This is a genomic window from Sorangium sp. So ce131 (assembly GCF_051519095.1).
Taxonomy (GTDB): Bacteria; Myxococcota_A; Polyangia; order Polyangiales; family Polyangiaceae; genus Sorangium.
Genome location: NZ_CP150455.1, coordinates 9,242,678 through 9,260,112 on the forward strand (window position 1 = coordinate 9,242,678; position 17,435 = coordinate 9,260,112).

Consider the following 17,435-nt stretch of genomic DNA (forward strand, 5'->3'; position numbering starts at 1 on the left):
TCGCCGTCGCCGCGGGGTGAGCGCGCGGCGGCGGTCGCCTCACGGGCGCGCAGGTCGGCGCTCGGTGAAATGGCCGGGCGGCTCGTCGCCGAAGCACAGGCCCATCTCGCGGGCCGAAACGACGGCATCCGAGTCGAGCGGCACCGTCTTCGTCTTGCCGGCGACCTCTTCGAGGGGGACCAGCTCGATCCGGTTCGCCCGGAGCGCGACCATGCCGCTCTTGCAATCCTGCGCGAGGAAGCGGGCCGCGGCCGCGCCGAAGCGGAGCGCGAGCAGGCGATCGGCGGTCGTGGGCCAGCCGCCCCGCTGGAGGTGGCCGAGCACCATCGAGCGCGCCTCCTTGCCGGTGCGGGCCGCGAGCTCCTTGGCGACGCGCTCGGCGACGCCCCCGAGCACCGCGGTGCGGCGGAAGGAGTCGCCCGCGTCCTTGATGGTCAGCTCTCCGCCTTCCGAGTACGCCCCCTCCGCTGCCACCACGATGGAGAAGCGGCGCCCGCGCGACTCCCGCAGGTGGATCTTCTCGGCGATCGCCTCGTACCGGAACGGGATCTCCGGCATCAGGATGGCGTCGGCTCCCCCGGCCATCCCGGCGTGGAGGGCGATCCAGCCCGCGTGCCGCCCCATCACCTCCACGACCATGATCCGCTCGTGCGCCTCGGTCGTGGTGTGGAGCCGATCGAGCGCCTCGGTCGCGATGGACACGGCCGTGTCGAAGCCGAACGTGAGGTCCGTGCAGCAGACGTCGTTGTCGATCGTCTTCGGCACGCCGACGACCAGGGGCAGCCCGCACTGGAGGAGCTGGTGCGCGATGCGCATCGAGCCGTCGCCGCCGACGGCGATCAGCGCGTCGAACCCCTCCGCGCGGAACCGCCGCACGAGGTCCTCCGACCGATCGCGCGGCACGAGCCCGTGCTCGCCCGGCGTCGGGTAATGGAACGGATCGCCGCGGTTCGCGGTCCCCAGGATGGTCCCTCCGAGGTGCGCGATCCCCCGGACCCGATCGCGGTCGAGCCGGAAGAGCCCGTCCGGCGAATCGTCGAGCAACCCGCGGTACCCCTGCCGGATCCCCCAGACCTCCCACCCGCGCTCGATCGCGCCGAGCGTGGCCGCGCGGATCACGGCGTTGAGCCCGGGCGCGTCGCCGCCGCCCGTACTGATAGCGATCTTGCGTGCCGCCATGAGGCGCGCAGCATTGCGAGCCCTCCCCGCCGACGCAATAGACATCGATCGGCCTCAGGCTCGAAAGGCGCAGCGGGCCGTGACAGGCGCGCTGCGCCTCGGCGACGAACGACGTCGCAGCGAGGCGCCCGGGAGGACGAGCGCTCCCGCGAAGCCGGCTTCGCACCCGCGACACACGTGTGCCTCGCAGGCGAGAGCGCAGCGGCTGGAGCGACCGCCGCGACCGTCAGCGGGGCCGTCATGGCCGAGCGGTCGCCGATCTCGCCGCCGCGACCGCTGGGGAGCCATCGCGACCGGACGGCCGCTGGCCTCGCCGCCGCAACCGCCGCGGACGAGGTATAGGCCATGCCCATGCAATTCCCCCGACGGCGTGGCCGCGTATGAACCGCGCGACCCTGATCCGAGGCATCCAGATCATCATCACGCTGACGCTCGCGTCGTTCGCGTACGTGATCTACAGCGGGGTCGAGAGCAAGCAGGCGAGCTTCGCCGCCGGGCTCGCGCACGTGCGGCCGGGATGGCTGCTCGTCGCCGCCGTGCTGGCGCTGCAGGAGGGCGTGTTCGGGGGCCTCAGGATCTGGGTCCTCGGGCGCGTGCTCTGGCCCGAGCTCCGCCTCCGCAGCGCGGTGCTCTCGGAGTTCGTGCTGATGTTCTGCGCCGGCGTCACGCCCGCCCAGGCGGGGGCGGCGCTGTCGCAGGTCGCCGTGCTCACCCACAGCGGCATGCGGCTCACCGAGGCCGCCACGGCCGAGCTGCTCACCGTGTCGTGTACGGTCACGTTCTTCCTCGTCACGGCCGTGGTCATCTTCGTCCTGCGACGGAGCGGGATGCTCGTGCCGCAGGGGGGCAGCGAGCTCGACTGGCTGCTCTACATCAGCTTCGGCCTGTTCGGCGCGCTGGCCGTCGCGCTGGCCGTCGCGGCGGCGTACCCGCCGCTGCTCAAGGCGCTGGTCCGCGCGCTGTCGCGGCCGCTCGGGGCGGCGCTGCGCGCCGGCCTGCGGGCCGCCCAGCGTGTGCCCGGGCTGAAGGCCCGCGCCGACGCCGCGCTTGCCGCGCCCGGCGCGACGACCGGGCGCCTGCTGCGGAGCGTGGACGAGTTCCACGCCGGGGTCCGCATCTACCTGCGCCGCGGCAAGCGCGCCTATGCCGCCGCGCAGCTGCTCACGTTCGGCTTCTTCTGCTCGCGGTTCGCGGTCGCCTACTTCGTCCTGCTCGGGCTCGGCATTCCGACCGAGCCCGCGACGTTCGTCGCGGTAGGCCCGCCGATCGTGCAGGTCGTGCTGATCCAGGCGCTGCTCAACTTCGCGCTCTACCTGAGCCCGACCCCCGGCGCGAGCGGCATCGCCGAGCTGAGCTCGGACAGGCTCATGTCGCCGTGGATCCAGGGCGTGTACGAGCTGCCGTACCTCGTGCTCTGGCGCTTCCTCACCCTGTTCCTCTGCATGTTCGTGGGAGGCGCCTTGATGTTCCGCTACCTCGGCCTCGGCGTGCTCGAGCAGCGCATGAAGCAGGCCGAGGCCGCGAAGCGCGCGCTCGACGAAGAGGCGGCGCGCGCCGCAGCCGAAGAGGCGGCGCGCGCCGCAGCCGAAGAGGCGGGGCGCGCGCCGGCGGAGCGCGACGGGCGGGCCGCGCGGCGGCGGGGCGTGGGATGAGGGGGTGATCCGGCGCGGCGCGGCGCACGTCGACCGCGCCGCGCCGCGTGGGAGGCGGGATCAGCGCGCGCGGATGGGCACGGCCGCGAACTGGATCACCTTGCCGCGGCGCACCTTGAAGAGCGCGACCGACCCGTCCTTCGCCTTGGCGATGGCCGCGCGGAGGCCAGCGGCGTCCTTGACGGGGGCGCCGTTGACCTCGAGGATCACGTCGCCGACCTGGAGCTCCTCGACGTCGCTGCCCTGCGCGAACCCGTCGACCCGGACCCCGCCGCCGGCCACGTCGGAGATCTGGATGCCGAGCTTCTCGGCGCTCTGCTGGCGCTCGGGGCGGGCGCCCTGGGCCGGCCGGGCGCGGTTCGCGTCGTCCTCCTCGTCCTGGAGGGCGTCGAGCTTGGCCACGACCTCCTGCCGCTTGTCGGCGCGCAGCAAGGCCACCTTGATCTCCGAGCCGGGGGCGTTGCGCGCCACGTTGCGCCGCAGCTCCTCGGCGTGGAGGATCTGGACGCCGTTGACGGCGACGATCACGTCGCCCGGCTTGATGCCGGCGCGCGCGGCCGCGCCGCCGGGCTCGACGTCGGCGACGAGCGCCCCCTTCGGCGCGTCCAGCTTGAGCGCGGTCGCGAGATCGCGCGTCACGGGCTGGAACAAGAGGCCGAGCTTGCCGCGCTCGACGAACCCCTTCTCGCGGAGCTGCGGGAGCACGTCCTTCAGCGCGTCGACCGGGATCGCGAAGCCGATGCCGTTGGCGCCCGCGCGGATGGCGGTGTTGATGCCGACGACCTCGCCGCGCCAGTTGAAGAGCGGGCCGCCGCTGTTGCCCGGGTTGATCGAGGCGTCGGTCTGGATGAAGTCGTCGTAAGGACCCGCGCCGATCGCGCGCGCCTTCGCGCTCACGATGCCGAGCGTGACGGTGTGGCCGAGCCCGAACGGGTTGCCGACCGCGAGCACGTGCTCGCCGACGCGCAGCTGCTCGCTCGACCCGAGCGGGGCCACGGGCAGGCCGGTGGCGCCCTTCAGGTGGAGGAGCGCGAGGTCGAGCTTGGGATCGCGGCCGACGACCTCGGCCTCGAACTCCCGCTCGTCGGCGAGCCGCACGCGGACGCCGGTCGCGTCGTGCACGACGTGCTCGTTCGTCACGACGTAGCCGTTCGGGTCGATGACGAAGCCGGTGCCGAGCGCCGTCTGCGGCGGCCGCTGGCCGCGCGGGCCGAGCCGGCCGCCGCCCTGCGGGCCGAAGAAGAAGTCGAACGGATCGAGCCCCTCGCGGCCAGGGGACTCGTGCGTCGTCGTGATGTTGACGACCATCGGCCTGACCCGCTCGGAGAGCGCGGCGACATCGAAGGTGGCCGGCACCGGCGCCGGCGGGAGGGTCACCGTCGCCACGGGCGGCGTGGTGGGCGCCGCATCGGCGGCGACCTGGGTCGAAGGAGGCGTGGCGTGAGCCTGCTGGCCGCACCCGCCGAGCGACAGCGCGGCGATCGAGAGCAGCGCCAGGGCCGATGCGCGGGAGCGAGGGGAAACCGCTTGAATCATGGAATCTCCGTCGGGCAGTCGAAGGGTCCCGTCTTGCGATTGGCGAACATGGGACCGACTGCGTTCATTCCGCCGCAGAAATAACCCCCTCAAGCCCGCTGACAAGGGCGCTCCCGGCGCGCCGGCGCGGCGAATGGACCGGGCAGCGGACGCGGCGCGCGGCCTCCGTGCCCAGCGGCGACGCGCGCCCCTGGAGCGCCGCGCCTGCCGCGCCGTCCCAGGCGCCGCGCCGCCCCGGGCGGCGGCGCCGTCGAGATTTGAGCCGCGCGCTGGGAAGGGCTGCTAGGGTGCGCGCTCCTGGAGGCGAGGCATGCGGAGCGACGAGGGGCGGCTGCGAGAGCGCAAAATCGGGTTTCTTGGCGGCGGCAACATGGCGGAGGCGCTCATCCGGGGTCTGCTCCAGGGGGGCGCCGTGGGCGCCGAGCAGATCCGGGCGAGCGACGTCAAGGGGGATCGCCTGACATTCCTGCACGAGCGCTACGGCATCGAGGCCACGGACGACAATGACGCGCTCTGCCGCTGGGCGGACGTCCTCGTCATTGCGGTGAAGCCGCAGATCGTCGACCGCATCCTCGCCCCGATCGCGGCGGGGCTGGGCTCGAGCGATCTCGTCATCTCGGTCGCGGCGGGCGTGCCGATCGACGCGATCGAGGCCCGCCTGCCGGAGGGCGCGCGCGTCATCCGCAGCATGCCGAACACCGCCGCGATCGCGCTCGCCGGCGCCACGGCGATCTCTGCCGGCAGCCACGCCACGAGCGACGACGTCGAGATCGCCCGCGCCCTGTTCCAGGCGGTCGGCCGCGCGGTCGTGCTCGACGAGACGCTGCTCGACGCGGTGACCGGCCTGTCCGGCAGCGGGCCCGCGTACGTGATGTTGATGATCGAGGCGCTCGCCGACGGCGGCGTGAAGGTCGGGCTCGGCCGCGACGCGGCGCTGCTGCTCGCGGCGCAGACGGTGTACGGGGCGGCCAAGCTCCAGCTCGAGACCGGCGAGCACCCCGGCCGCCTGAAGGACATGGTGACGAGCCCCGGCGGCACCGCGATCGCGGGGCTCCACACGCTGGAGTCCGGCGGCCTGCGGCGCACCTTGATCGACGCCGTCGAGGCCGCCTCCAACCGATCGGCCGAGCTGGGCGCGCAGATGGCGAAGAAGCTCCGCCGCACGTAGGCACGGGCCGTCGCGGCCGCAGCAGAACGGCCGGCCCTCCCCGCACGGATCGCGCAGCCTCGGCTGGCGCGCAGCCGTGGAGAACGGATATCGCATCAGGAGCACTCCATCGCCGCGGCCGAGCAGCACTGCCATGCTTCTCGACAAGCGCCTTGTGGTGCATGCGCTCTCTCGTCAGAGCACAAGCGCTTTGACGGATTCCCACTCTCCCGCCCGGCTCCCCGGGCGACCAATCCTGGCAGCCGCTCACCTGCCCGGAGGAGCTGCGGGGGAGGACGGGCGACTCGCCCGTGTGCCGCGCCTCCCCTGCGGAGAGGCCGCGCCGGCGCTGGCGACGTGTTCGATCCGCGCGGGCCCGAGCGGCGGCGATGTGTGCGGCGCGGCTCCCGTACCGCGCCTCCCTGATGTATAAGGGGTGCGTGCTTCGCCCCTGTTCGCTTCTCGCTCTCGCCGCCCTTGCCCTGTCGCTCGCCGCCTGTGGCGGGGACCTCGAGGAGGGCTGCCTCACGGGTCCCTGCGGCCCCGACACCAGCTCGGCTCCGCCCGACGACGGCAGCACGCAGGATTGTTCGGGAACACCGGATACAGGGTCTCTCCCGTGCGGCGTCTACGATGTGCTGAAGGCGAAATGTCACAGCTGTCACACATCGCCACAGCAGGGTGGGTTCGTCTTTCCGCTGCTGACGTTCGAAGACACCCGGGTCGTCACCAACGACGGCATCGTGCGCGCGGACAAGATCAAGACCGTGGTCGAGGCGGGGCGTATGCCGCCCCCTCCCGCCGCGCTGACCGCGGAGGAGAAGCAAGTGGTGCTCGACTGGCTGGGCGTCTGCGGGCAACCCGAGCCGGAAGGACAAGGGTGCGAGTGCACCACGCCGGAGGCCTGCCCGTAACCCGCGCCCCGGGGCGGCCGCCGGACGCTCGCCGCCCCGCCGGCCGGAGCCGTACCGCGCGCGGCGCCTGAGCTGCGCCGTCCGAGCCGCGGCGCCTGAGCCGCGGCGCGCCGCACGCAGCGCGGAGGTGTTGGCGATCGGCCCCCTCTTGATTATGGTCGCCGCGTCGCAGCGGGGCAGACGATCGCCGGCGGCCGGGGAAACCCGGGCGCGGGAGGAAAGTCCGAGCTCCACAGGGCAGGGTGCCGGGTAACGCCCGGTGAGAGCGATCTCGAGGAAAGTGCCACAGAGAACAGACCGCCGCGCCGCGCGCTCCGCGAAGGGGAAGAGCCTCCTGCCCGCAAGGGCTGCGCTCCGAGCCTCCGCCGGCGCGCCGCGCGGCAAGGGTGAAACGGCGGGGTAAGAGCCCACCGCGCCCTTGGCAACAAGGGCGGCACGGCAAACCCCACCTGGAGCAAGGCCGCGTAGGGAGGCGTCCGCGACGGCGAGAGCCGCCGCGGCGAGGGTTGCCCGCCCCAAGCCTCCGGGTTGGCTGCTGGAGACGCGCGGCGACGCGCGTCCTAGAGGAATGATCGTCGGCGCAACGGGGGCGACCCCTCGCGCAACAGAACTCGGCTTACGTCCCCTGTGACCGCGAAGCCCCGCCCCGGCGGGGCTTCGCGCTTTTGTGCTCGCCTGGCGCTCACCTGTGGCATCGCGCTACGCCGCGAGCGGCTGCAGGCGATCGCGCAGCTTCTTCTTCGCGCGGGCCTCCAGCTGTCGCGCCCGCTCGCGCGAGACGCCGAGGCGGCGGCCGATCTCGGCGAGCGAGAGCTCCTCCTCCGGGTCGGCCATCATCCGCGTCTCGACGATGTACCGCTCGCGCGGGTCGAGGTTCTCCACGGCCTGCGTGAGCCGCTCGCGGAGCAGCGCCCCCTCCTCGGCCCGGGAGAAGCGCTCCTCCTGGTCCTGATCGTCGGCCGGCAGCGTGTCCACCAGCGACCGGGCGCCGTCCTCGAACACCTTCGTGTCGAGCGAGACGTCCCGGGCCTCGAGCCGGTGGGCCATCTCCAGCACCTTCTCCGCGGGCGCGCCGAACTTCTCGGCGAGCAGCCGATCGCCCTCCTCCCCCTCGCCCACGAGGCCCGCGATGCGCGCCCGCTCCCGCCGCAGCCGGAAGAACATCTTCGAGCGGAGCGGGCCCGAGCCCACGCCGACCAGGCTCCAGGAGTGGATGACGTGGTTCAGGATGTACGCCCGGATCCAGTAGGCTGCGTAGGTCACGAAGCGATTTCCACGGTCGGGGTCGTACTTGCGGATCGCATGGACGATCCCGAAGTTCCCCTCGGCGATGAGGTCGGCGAGCGGGATCCCGTACCGCCGATAGCTGATCGCGATCGAGACAACATGCCTCAGGTTCGCGAGCGCGAGCGCAGCCGCAGCCTGCTCGTCGCTCTGTTCCCGCCACCGTCGAGCGAGCTCGACCTCTTCCTCGCGCGACAGCTCCGGGATCTGCCGCACATGCGTGATGTAGCGCGATACCGCGCTGGCTTGATCTCGGGACGTTTGCACAGGGTTTCCTTCGGGGTCAGATGACCCCGGTTCAATTGATGAGGACAGCAAAGGCCGTGCCTCGACTCCTGCGGCCGAGCCCGGCACACGCCGGCCCCCGATCGCGTTGTTCGTTGCGGCGCCACTTGCCGCCGCAGCGGTTGGTTCGAGATTCCGAAGGGAGCAGCCCACCAAGGCTGCGATGCAGTTGGCATGCCGCCCCGGGCGGGCAGCTTGTGCACCGTGGCGCGAAGCCGCGGCGCACGAGCAATCCGGCTCGCCCGCGCGAGCACGGAGAGAGGGGTGAGGGCTAGAAAGCCAGGAGGTGGTCGATGCCCCGAGCGGTCACGCTCAGACCGGCGGTGTGCATCCCACGTCGACCGCTCCTAGCGAGGTGGCGAGGAGTGGAGCGCGCCTGGACGGAAGGGCCAGGCGCAGGGGGGAAATTCGAGAAGAGCGGGCTGAGGCGTCGAATCCGACGGAATCCGACGGAATCCGACGGACTCCGACGGACTCAGACGCAATCAGACAGAGAACGAAGAGCCGCAACCGCAGGTGCTCTTCACCGACGGGTTGCTGAACTTGAAGCCGGAGCCGTGGAGGCCCTCCACGTAGTCGATCTCGGTGCCGTCGAGGTACTGGTAGCTGAGCGGGTCGACGTAGAGCTTGATGCCCTTGTCCTCGAACTCCTCGTCGAACTCGGTCGGCTTGTCCTCGAAGTACAGGTCGTAGGAGAAGCCCGCGCACCCGCCGCCCACGACCCGCAGGCGCAGCCCCTGCCCCAGCAACGCCTCCGCCGTCGCAATCTCCATCACCTTCTCGGCTGCCTTGCTCGTGATCGTGATCATCTTGGATTCTCCTCTGCATCCTTGGTCCGGCCAGGTCGGCTGGTCCAGCCCTGAGGAGCTGTTCGCTCGCGGGAGGACGGGCCGCGCGGTGAGCCCGGCCGGCCGTGCCCTGGCGTAGGGTGCCCAGGGCTTGGCAAGGATACGCACCTTCAGCGATGTCCGCCAGTACCTCCACCCCCGTCGGGTACGGAAACGCCCGGACCGTTCGCCCGCTCGTCCGTATGGCGTGCGGCGTGCGGCCTCGCCACCTCGGCGCGCTGTGCCTCCGAGGACCGCCGGCCTCGCCCGGCAGCAGGCGCCGCTTGACGCCGGCGCCCGGGCCCGCCAGGGTACCATCCGTTCATCCGGATTGGGAGATATCGCTTGCCGGACCTCAGCGCCACCACCGAGCTCCTCCGGTTGCTCGGCGACCCGACCCGGGTTCGCCTGCTGGCGCTGCTCGGCCGCGAGGAGCTGACCGTCGCGGAGATCACGGACGTCACCCAGCTGGCGCAGTCGCGCGTCTCGACGCACCTCGGAAAGCTGCGGGAGGCCGGGCTCGTCAAGGACCGGCGCGACGGGGCGTCGTCGTTCTATGCGCTGAGCCGCGGGGCGATGCCCGAGGAGGCGCGGCGGATCTGGGCGCTGCTCGAGCAGACCACGGAGGACCCGCTGATCGAGCAGGACCGCGAGCGCGTGCGCGACGTCGTGCGGGCGCGCGCCGGCGGGGCGAGCTGGGCCGACTCGGTGGCCGGGCGCATGGAGCGACACTACTCGCCGGGGCGGACGTGGGAGGCGTCGCTGCGCGGGCTGCTGGGGCTCCTGTCGCTCGGCGACGTGCTCGACGTCGCCTCCGGGGACGGCGCGCTGGCCGAGCTCGTGGCGCCGCGGTGCCGCACGATGACCTGCCTCGACTCGAGCGAGACCGTGATCGAGGCGGCCCGGGGGCGCCTCGGCCACCTCGGCAACGTGCGCTTCGCGCGCGGCGACCTGCACGAGCTGCCGTTCGAGGAGGCCTCGTTCGATCAGGTGATGCTGATGAACTGCCTGACGTTCGCCCGCTCGCCCGCCCGCGCGATCGCGGAGGCGGCGCGGGTGCTGCGGCCGGGTGGCGCGCTCGCCGGGGTGACGCTGAAGACCCACCGGCACGAGGTCGCGGCCACCACGTACAGCCACGTCCGTTTCGGCTTCGAGCCGCGCGAGCTCCGGGCAATGCTCGAGGCCGAGGGCCTCGCCGTGGACGCCTGCGACGTGACCTCGCGCGAGAAGCGCCCGCCGCACTTCGAAGCGATCTCGATCCACGCCCGCCGCCCGGCCGCACCCGCGCCGAAGAAGCCCAGGAGAAGAGCAGAACCATGAATGGAAGCGAACGCCCCGCGCAACTCGAAGCGCTCCTCGACACCCGGATCCTCTGCCTCGACGGGGCGATGGGCACGATGATCCAGCGCTACCGCCTGGGCGAGGCGGACTACCGCGGCGAGCGCTTCCGCGACCACGAGATCGATCTCAAGGGCAACAGCGATCTGCTCGTCTTGACGCGGCCGGACGTCATCGCCGAGATCCACGGCGCGTACCTCGAGGCCGGCGCCGACATCATCGAGACGAACACCTTCACCGGAACCTCGATCGCCCAGGCCGACTACCGGCTGGAGCCGATCGCGTACGAGATCAACCTGACCGCGGCGCAGATCGCGCGGAAGGCGGCCGACGGGTGGACGGCGCGCACGCCGGACAAGCCGCGCTTCGTCGCCGGCTCGATGGGGCCGACGCCGAAGACGCTGTCGATCTCGCCGAGCGTGAGCGATCCGTCGTTCCGCGCGGTCAGCTTCGACGAGCTCCGGCGGGCGTTCGCCGAGCAGGTGCGCGGGCTGGTCGACGGCGGGGTCGACCTGCTGCTCGCCGAGACGTTCCTCGACACGCTGAACATGAAGGCGTGCCTCGTCGCGATGGAGGAGGTCTTCGCGGAGAAGGGGCGGCGCCTGCCGGTCATGCTCAGCGTCACGATCACCGACCGGAGCGGCAGGACGCTGGCCGGGCAGACGATCGACGCGTTCTGGACGAGCGTGGAGCACGCGAAGCCGCTCAGCGTGGGCCTCAACTGCGCCCTCGGCGCGAGCGACATGCGGCCGTTCCTCGTGGACCTCGCGAAGGTCGCGCGGTCGCGGGTGAGCTGCTACCCGAACGCGGGGCTCCCCAACGCCTTCGGCGAGTACGACGAGCTCCCGGAGACGACGTCGCGGCTGCTCGCGGAGTTCGCGGACAGCGGGCTCGTGAACATCGTCGGCGGCTGCTGCGGGACGACGCCGGATCACATCCGCGCGATCGTGAAGGCGCTCTCGGAGCGCGCGCCGCGGCAAGTGCCCGCGGAGCGCGACGGCTTCGGGCGCTTCAGCGGGCTCGAGACGCTCGTCATCCGGCCCGACACGAACTTCCTGATGATCGGCGAGCGGACCAACGTGACGGGCTCGGCCCGGTTCATGGAGCTCATCAAGAAGGGGGATTTCACGACCGCGCTGGAGGTGGCGCTCGACCAGGTGCGCGGCGGGGCGAACATCCTCGACGTGAACATGGACGAGGGCATGCTCGACTCCGAGCAGGCGATGACCACGTTCCTGAACCTCATCGCCACCGAGCCGGAGATCGCCCGCATCCCGATCATGATCGACAGCTCGAAGTGGTCGGTCATCGAGGCGGGGCTCAAGTGCATCCAGGGCAAGGGGATCGTCAACTCGATCAGCCTCAAGGAGGGGCCGGAGGACTTCCTCACGAAGGCGCGCACGATCCGGCGCTACGGCGCGGGCGTCGTGGTGATGGCCTTCGACGAGACCGGCCAGGCCGAGACGGTGGAGCGGAAGGTCTCGATCTGCCAGCGCGCGTACAGGCTGCTCACCGACGAGGCCGGCTTCGACCCGCAGGACATCATCTTCGATCCGAACATCCTCGCGATCGCGACGGGCATCGAGGAGCACAACGACTTCGCCAAGAACTTCATCGAGGCGACGCGGATCATCAAGGCGACCTGCCCGGGGGCGCGCGTGAGCGGCGGGGTGTCGAACCTGTCGTTTTCGTTCCGCGGGAACAACGTCGTCCGCGAGGCGATGCACTCGGCCTTCCTGTACCACGCGATCCGGGCCGGGATGGACATGGGCATCGTCAACGCGGGGCAGCTCGCGGTGTACGAGGAGATCCCGAAGGATCTGCTCGAGCGGGTGGAGGACGTGATCTTCAACCGGCGGTCCGACGCGACCGAGCGGCTCGTCGAGTTCGCGGAGCAGGTGAAGGGCAAGGGGAAGAAGAAGGAGCTCGACCTCGCGTGGCGGGAGGCGACGGTCGAGGAGCGGCTGTCCCACGCGCTCGTGAAGGGCCTCGTCGACTTCATCGAGGCCGACGTGGAGGAGGCGCGGAAGAAGTACGAGCGGCCGCTCTCGATCATCGAGGGGCCGCTGATGGACGGGATGAAGGTCGTCGGCGAGCTGTTCGGCGCCGGGAAGATGTTCCTGCCGCAGGTGGTGAAGAGCGCCCGGGTGATGAAGCGGGCCGTGGCCTACCTCATGCCGTTCATGGAGGCCGAGAAGGCGGCGTCGGGCGGCGCGTCGTCGCAGGGCAAGGTCGTGATGGCGACCGTGAAGGGCGACGTGCACGACATCGGCAAGAACATCGTGGGCGTGGTGCTCGGGTGCAACAACTACGAGGTGGTCGACCTCGGGGTGATGGTGCCGCAGGACAGGATCCTGGAGACGGCGCTCGAGCAGAAGGCGGACATGATCGGGCTGAGCGGCCTGATCACGCCCTCGCTCGACGAGATGGTCAGCGTGGCGCGCGAGATGGAGCGGCGGGGCATCCGGCTGCCGCTGCTCATCGGCGGGGCGACGACGAGCCGGCAGCACACGGCGGTGAAGATCGCGCCGGAGTACGGCGGGACCGTGGTGCACGTGCTCGACGCGTCGCGGGCCGTGGGCGTGGTGTCGAGCCTGCTCGACCAGGCGAACCGGGGGGCGTTCGACGCGCAGAACCGGGAGGAGCAGGCGAAGCTGCGCGAGCTGTTCGCGAGGAAGCGGGCGAAGCCGCTCGTCACGCTCGCCGCCGCGGACGAGGGGCGGCGCAAGATCGCGTGGCGGCCCGAGGACATCGCGGCGCCGTCGTTCACGGGGCGGCGCGTGGTGGACGACGTGCCGCTCGGCGAGATCGCAAAGTACATCGACTGGACGTTCTTCTTCACGGCCTGGGAGCTCCGGGGGCCGTTCCCGCAGATCCTGGAGCACCCGCAGTACGGCGAGGCGGCGCGCGAGCTGTTCGAGCACGCGCAGAAGGTGCTCCAGCGGATCATCGACGGGCAGCTGCTCAAGGCGCGGGGCGTCTACGGCTTCTGGCCGGCGAGCGGGGAGCAGCGGGACATCGTGCTCTACGAGGACGGGGGGCGAGCGCGGGAGCTCGTCCGGTTCAACATGCTGCGGCAGCAGCAGGTGAAGGCCGCGGGCCCCGGCGGCGCCGAGGAGGACGGCGAGAAGGCCGCGGGCGGGGAGCGGCCGCACCTGTCGCTCGCCGACTTCGTGGCGCCGAGGGAGAGCGGCCTCGCCGATCACGTGGGGGCGTTCGCGGTGACGGCGGGGCTCGGGCTCGACGAGGTCGTGCGGGCGTACGAGAAGGACAAGGACGACTACAGCGCGATCATCGCGAAGGCGCTCGCGGACCGGCTCGCGGAGGCGTTCGCGGAGCTCTTGCACGCGCGGGCGCGGAAGGAGTGGGGGTACGGCGCGGGAGAGGCGCTGACGAACGAGGAGCTGATCGCGGAGAGATACCGCGGGATCCGGCCGGCGTTCGGGTATCCGGCGTGCCCGGATCACACGGAGAAGCGCAAGCTGTTCGCGCTGCTCGACGCCCAGGCGGTCGGGATCGAGCTGACCGAGACGTGCGCGATGATGCCGGCGGCGAGCGTGAGCGGCATCTACCTGGCGCACCCGGAGGCGCGGTATTTCATGGTGGGGCGCATCGGCAGGGACCAGGTCGAGGACTACGCGAAACGCAAGGGGATGGCGGTGGAGGAAGTGGAACGGTGGCTGTCGCCGAACCTGGGTTACTGATAGGGGGTCGTCCATGAACGAGACCGACTGGTTCGAGCTGAACCGCGCCGCCTGGAACGCGCGCACCCGCGTGCACCTGGCCTCCAAGTTCTACGATCTGGCCGCCTTCCGCGCCGGCGCGACCTCCCTCAAGCCGATCGAGCTCGAGCAGGTCGGCGACGTGCGCGGCAAGTCGCTCCTCCACCTCCAGTGCCACTTCGGCCAGGACACGCTCTCCTGGGCGCGGATGGGCGCGCGCGCCACCGGGCTCGACCTGTCCGACGAGGCGGTCAAGGCCGCGCGCGCGCTCGCCGAGGAGCTCTCGCTGGACGCGCGCTTCGTCGAGGCCAACGTCTATGACGCGCCCGCGGCGCTCGGCGGCGAGACGTTCGATATCGTGTTCACCTCGTATGGCGTGCTCGGGTGGCTGCCCGACATGGATCGCTGGGCGCGCGCGGCCGCGGCGTGCCTGAAGCCCGGCGGCGTGCTGCACCTCGTCGAGTTCCACCCCGTGGTCTGGACCTTCGACGACGCGTTCGAGCGCGTCGTGTACGCGTACGACGGGCACGGGGAGCCGATCGTCACCGAGCAGACAGGCACGTACGCCGACCGCGACGCGCCCGTGAAGCTCAAGGAGGTGGGCTTCAACCACGGGATCGGGACGGTGGTGACGGCGCTGCTCGGGGCGGGCCTCACGCTGGAGCGGCTCCGGGAGGTCGACTGGTCGCCTTACGACATCTTCCCGGACATGGTCGAGGGGCCGGCGGGGCAGTTCCACATGCGGAAGTTCGGGCGCCGCCTGCCGCTCGTCTACGCGCTCGCGGCGCGGCGTAGCCCCTGAGCGACGCGGTCGCTCAGGCCACCATGGCGCGCAGCGAGACCGCCCGGCCGAGGCCGCCGTAGAGGTCCTGGACGCGGGCGAGCCACGGGAGCAGCGGATCGTCGCCCTTGAGGAGCGGGGCGGTGGCGACCACCGCGATCCAGAGCAGGAAGCCCGCGGCGATGTAATCGGCGTAGCCGGGGTGTGCCCCCGAGAGGAACGGCGCGCCGCCCTTGAGCGCGAGCCGGACCGAATCGAGGCCCGCGCGCGCCGCCTCGATCCGCTCCGCGCGCCCGCTGGCCAGCTCCTCCAGCGTGCAGCCGATGAGCTTCTCGCGGCTCTGCCGGAAATAGTCGCGATCCTGGTCGAGCACGCAGTCGTAAACATCCTTGAGGTAGCTCAGGAGGATCGGCCTGGCGACGCTCGCGACGAGGCTGGTCTCGACGAACTGACAGAGCGCGCGCTCGGCAGGCGAGCCGAACAGCCACGGCCGGTCGGGGTACTCCTGGTCGAGGTAGTCCGCGATGGCCCACGAGTCGCTGACGGTCTTGCCGCGGTCCTCGAGGATCGGCACGGTCTTGTGCGTGCCGCCCGCGACGGCAGGGATGTCCGTGAGCGCGACAGGCACGGTCTCGAACGGAAGGCCCTTGTGGGCCAGCGCGTACTTGGCCCGCCAGCAGAAGGGGCTCGGCCGGCGGTCGTCGCGCGCGTGGAGGTCGTACAGTCGAATCGAGGTCATGGTGGCGGCAACCCTGGGGGCGGCCCCTCACGGCCGCAAGGCTGCCGCAAGGTCATGGCACCCCCGCCCTCAGGGCCGCGCCGCGGCCGCCGTCGTGTACGAGCTGCCGGCGGGCGCCCTGATGTGCGGGTTCCTCTCCACCTCCTCGGCGGCCGCCGAGGACCAGCGCGCCATCGCGGGGAGCGAGGTGATCACGACCGCATACACGCGCGCGACCTCGTCGATCTCGACATCGTACGAGAGCAGGCGCGTCACCACGGGCGCGAACATCGCGTCCGCGATCGAGAAGGCGCCGAAGAGGAACGGGCCGCCCTGGCCGAACCGGGCGCGGCAGTCGCGGAAGATCTCGAGGACGCGGGCGACGTCGCGGGCGGCGCCGGCCGAGACGTCGGGCCGCGGGTACCGACGCGCGATGTCCATCGGCAGCTCCCGGCGCAGGTCGGCGAAGCCGGCGTGCATCTCGCAGCTGACCGCGCGCGCGACCGCGCGGGCCTCGCGCCCTTCGGGCCACAGCCGCGCTTCGGGGAAGGCCTCGGCCACGTGCTCGCAGATGGCGAGCGACTCCCAGACGACGAGATCGCCGTGGCGCAGCACCGGCACCTTGCGCGTCGGCGAGTGCTGGGCCACGCGGTCGACCCAGTCCGGGAGCTCGTAGGGGATCACGTGCTCCTCGAACGGGACGCCGGCGTGGGACATCGCGAGCCACGGCCGGAGCGACCAGGACGAGAGGTTCTTGCTGCCGATGTACAGGTGAAGCGGGGCGGTGCTCATCGTCGTTTCTCCTTGGTTTTTCGGTTCTTGCGGGCGGCTTCGGGCGCGCTCCCGCCCTCGCCCGGGCCCTCCCTGGAGGGCGGCGCAGGGCGAGCGTCGCGCGCATCGCGCGCATCGCCAGAGAGGACGGCGCGCTCCTCGGCGAGGGTGCGCGCGATCGCGTCCAGCACGGCGCGGACGCGGGGCGCGTGCTGGAGGTCGCGGTGCACGGTGAGCCAGACGGCGCGGCGGGGCTCGTCGGGCAGGGCGACGCGCGCGAGGTCCGGCTCGAGGTCGCCGATGAAACATGGCAGGAGCGCGACGCCGAGGCCGGCGCGCGCCGCGCCGAGCATGCACGCCGTGCTGTTGCTCCGGAACACGCAGGGGCCCCCGGCGGCCATGCGCTCGAACCAGACGTGCTCCGGCGGCATCGCGCCGGGCGCCTCGATGCCGATGCGCGCGTGCGCCGGGAGGTCGGCCGCCGTGGGCGCGCCGCGGCGCTCGATGTAGCCGCGGGCAGCGTAGGCGGCCCAGCCGACCACGCCCGCCTTGCGCACCACGAGGCCGCCCTCGGCCGAGCGGAAGAACCGGACCGCGATGTCCGCCTCGCGGCGGGAGAGGTCGAGCGCGCGGATCGAGGTCACGAGCTCGATCGAGATCCCCGGGTGCGCCGCGTGCAGCGCGCCCAGGCGGGGCGCGAGGAAGCGGCTGCCGAACGCCTCGGCGGCCGTGACGCGCACGGTGCCCGAGAGGCGCTGGTCGCGCCCGAGGCTGCCGCGCTCGATGGCGAGGATCACCTCCTCGACCCGCGCGACGTCGGGGATCAGCGACAGCCCCTCGCTCGTGAGCGCGTACCCCGACGGCGACCGGACGAAGAGCCGGACGCCGAGCGCCGCCTCGAGCGCCTCGACCCGTCGGCCCACGGTGGTGTGATCCACGCCGAGCGCGCGGCCCGCGCCCGCGAGGGAGCCCTCCCGGGAGAGGGCGAGGAGATACCGCAGGTCATCCCAGCTCATCACGTTGCGAGCCTCCAGCCACGCCGCGACCGAGCATGCGCCGCCCGGAGCGTACCGGGGAGGCGGCAAATGCGCGCGCCGGTTGTGCAAAAATGCACAGCCCAGCTGCGCGTGAATGCACCAAGTCGGGCTGGGATGCAAAACGCCAAGGACGCCAAGGACGCCAAGGACGCCAAGAAAGCAGGGAGATAGGAGAGGACATGCCCGGACCACCTCTTCCCCCTCTCCTCTTGGCGTTCTTGGCGCCTTGGCGCCTTGGCGTTTT

13 protein-coding genes and 1 other RNA gene are annotated in these 17,435 nt (G+C 71.8%); 7 read left to right on the plus strand and 7 right to left on the minus strand.

Annotation, left to right across the window (positions count from 1 at the left end; genetic code table 11):
• Nucleotides 1–39: 39 nt before the first annotated feature.
• Complete coding sequence (locus WMF43_RS33365) at nucleotides 40–1,179, minus strand: 6-phosphofructokinase (RefSeq protein ID WP_437670963.1); 1,140 nt, start codon at nucleotides 1,177–1,179, stop codon at nucleotides 40–42.
• A gap of 380 nt (nucleotides 1,180–1,559) precedes the next feature.
• Between WMF43_RS33365 and WMF43_RS33370 the strand changes: the two genes are divergently transcribed.
• Nucleotides 1,560–2,831 carry a lysylphosphatidylglycerol synthase transmembrane domain-containing protein gene (locus tag WMF43_RS33370; RefSeq protein ID WP_437670964.1) on the plus strand — a complete coding sequence of 424 codons (1,272 nt, stop codon included), beginning with the start codon at nucleotides 1,560–1,562 and terminating at the stop codon, nucleotides 2,829–2,831.
• Nucleotides 2,832–2,891: 60 nt separating this feature from the next.
• Here the strand turns inward: WMF43_RS33370 and WMF43_RS33375 are convergent, their stop codons facing one another.
• Nucleotides 2,892–4,367, minus strand: coding sequence for a Do family serine endopeptidase (locus WMF43_RS33375; RefSeq protein ID WP_437670965.1), 1,476 nt, complete (start codon nucleotides 4,365–4,367; stop codon nucleotides 2,892–2,894).
• 310 nt (nucleotides 4,368–4,677) lie between these two features.
• Here WMF43_RS33375 and proC point away from each other — a divergent pair, with 310 nt between their 5' ends.
• From proC to rnpB, 3 genes are all read left to right on the plus strand, one after another.
• On the plus strand, nucleotides 4,678–5,535 hold the full coding sequence (gene proC, locus WMF43_RS33380; protein ID WP_437670966.1) for a pyrroline-5-carboxylate reductase: 858 nt from the start codon (nucleotides 4,678–4,680) through the stop codon (nucleotides 5,533–5,535).
• Nucleotides 5,536–6,149: 614 nt separating this feature from the next.
• On the plus strand, nucleotides 6,150–6,428 hold the full coding sequence (locus WMF43_RS33385) for a hypothetical protein (RefSeq protein ID WP_437670967.1): 279 nt from the start codon (nucleotides 6,150–6,152) through the stop codon (nucleotides 6,426–6,428).
• 168 nt (nucleotides 6,429–6,596) lie between these two features.
• An RNA gene (rnpB, locus tag WMF43_RS33390) (RNase P RNA component class A) lies at nucleotides 6,597–7,061 on the plus strand.
• A 66-nt stretch (nucleotides 7,062–7,127) separates the two neighbouring features.
• Here the strand turns inward: rnpB and WMF43_RS33395 are convergent.
• Together WMF43_RS33395 and erpA are read right to left on the minus strand one after the other, a co-directional pair.
• Entirely contained in the window at nucleotides 7,128–7,979 is an 852-nt protein-coding gene (locus WMF43_RS33395) for a sigma-70 family RNA polymerase sigma factor (RefSeq protein ID WP_104984020.1), read from the minus strand.
• 503 nt (nucleotides 7,980–8,482) lie between these two features.
• Nucleotides 8,483–8,806 (minus strand): iron-sulfur cluster insertion protein ErpA, encoded by a 324-nt coding sequence (gene erpA / locus WMF43_RS33400; protein ID WP_437670968.1) that lies wholly within the window; start codon nucleotides 8,804–8,806, stop codon nucleotides 8,483–8,485.
• 363 nt (nucleotides 8,807–9,169) lie between these two features.
• On the opposite strand from erpA, the gene WMF43_RS33405 reads away from it, so the two are divergent.
• The 3 genes from WMF43_RS33405 to WMF43_RS33415 are packed head-to-tail and all read left to right on the plus strand — an operon-like array spanning nucleotide 9,170 to nucleotide 14,686.
• Nucleotides 9,170–10,144 carry a metalloregulator ArsR/SmtB family transcription factor gene (locus WMF43_RS33405; protein ID WP_437670969.1) on the plus strand — a complete coding sequence of 325 codons (975 nt, stop codon included), beginning with the start codon at nucleotides 9,170–9,172 and terminating at the stop codon, nucleotides 10,142–10,144.
• The gene (gene metH / locus WMF43_RS33410) at nucleotides 10,141–13,866 is read left to right on the plus strand and encodes a methionine synthase (RefSeq protein ID WP_437670970.1); all 3,726 of its coding nucleotides are present in this window, start codon (nucleotides 10,141–10,143) and stop codon (nucleotides 13,864–13,866) included. Before WMF43_RS33405 ends, metH begins: the two co-directional genes overlap by 4 nt.
• A 13-nt stretch (nucleotides 13,867–13,879) precedes the next feature.
• The gene (locus WMF43_RS33415; protein ID WP_437670971.1) at nucleotides 13,880–14,686 is read left to right on the plus strand and encodes a class I SAM-dependent methyltransferase; all 807 of its coding nucleotides are present in this window, start codon (nucleotides 13,880–13,882) and stop codon (nucleotides 14,684–14,686) included.
• Between the two features lie 13 nt (nucleotides 14,687–14,699).
• On the opposite strand, the gene WMF43_RS33420 is transcribed toward WMF43_RS33415, so the two are convergent.
• The 3 genes from WMF43_RS33420 to WMF43_RS33430 all read right to left on the minus strand — a co-directional run bounded on the left by WMF43_RS33420 (nucleotide 14,700) and on the right by WMF43_RS33430 (nucleotide 17,170).
• Nucleotides 14,700–15,404 (minus strand): glutathione S-transferase N-terminal domain-containing protein, encoded by a 705-nt coding sequence (locus WMF43_RS33420; RefSeq protein WP_437670972.1) that lies wholly within the window; start codon nucleotides 15,402–15,404, stop codon nucleotides 14,700–14,702.
• A gap of 69 nt (nucleotides 15,405–15,473) precedes the next feature.
• Nucleotides 15,474–16,175, minus strand: a complete 702-nt coding sequence (locus WMF43_RS33425) for a glutathione S-transferase family protein (protein ID WP_437670973.1) — start codon at nucleotides 16,173–16,175, stop codon at nucleotides 15,474–15,476.
• Nucleotides 16,172–17,170 (minus strand): LysR family transcriptional regulator, encoded by a 999-nt coding sequence (locus WMF43_RS33430; RefSeq protein ID WP_437670974.1) that lies wholly within the window; start codon nucleotides 17,168–17,170, stop codon nucleotides 16,172–16,174. Before WMF43_RS33430 ends, WMF43_RS33425 begins: the two co-directional genes overlap by 4 nt.
• Nucleotides 17,171–17,435: the final 265 nt, after the last annotated feature.

Coding starts and splice junctions, on each gene's coding strand:
- WMF43_RS33370 (WP_437670964.1), top strand. CDS start 1,560: ATGAACCGCGCGACCCTGATCCGAGGCATCCAGATCATCATCACGCTG.
- WMF43_RS33420 (WP_437670972.1), bottom strand. CDS start 15,404: ATGACCTCGATTCGACTGTACGACCTCCACGCGCGCGACGACCGCCGG.
- WMF43_RS33425 (WP_437670973.1), bottom strand. CDS start 16,175: ATGAGCACCGCCCCGCTTCACCTGTACATCGGCAGCAAGAACCTCTCG.
- WMF43_RS33365 (WP_437670963.1), bottom strand. CDS start 1,179: ATGGCGGCACGCAAGATCGCTATCAGTACGGGCGGCGGCGACGCGCCC.
- metH (WP_437670970.1), top strand. CDS start 10,141: ATGAATGGAAGCGAACGCCCCGCGCAACTCGAAGCGCTCCTCGACACC.
- WMF43_RS33430 (WP_437670974.1), bottom strand. CDS start 17,170: ATGAGCTGGGATGACCTGCGGTATCTCCTCGCCCTCTCCCGGGAGGGC.
- proC (WP_437670966.1), top strand. CDS start 4,678: ATGCGGAGCGACGAGGGGCGGCTGCGAGAGCGCAAAATCGGGTTTCTT.
- WMF43_RS33375 (WP_437670965.1), bottom strand. CDS start 4,367: ATGATTCAAGCGGTTTCCCCTCGCTCCCGCGCATCGGCCCTGGCGCTG.
- erpA (WP_437670968.1), bottom strand. CDS start 8,806: ATGATCACGATCACGAGCAAGGCAGCCGAGAAGGTGATGGAGATTGCG.
- WMF43_RS33415 (WP_437670971.1), top strand. CDS start 13,880: ATGAACGAGACCGACTGGTTCGAGCTGAACCGCGCCGCCTGGAACGCG.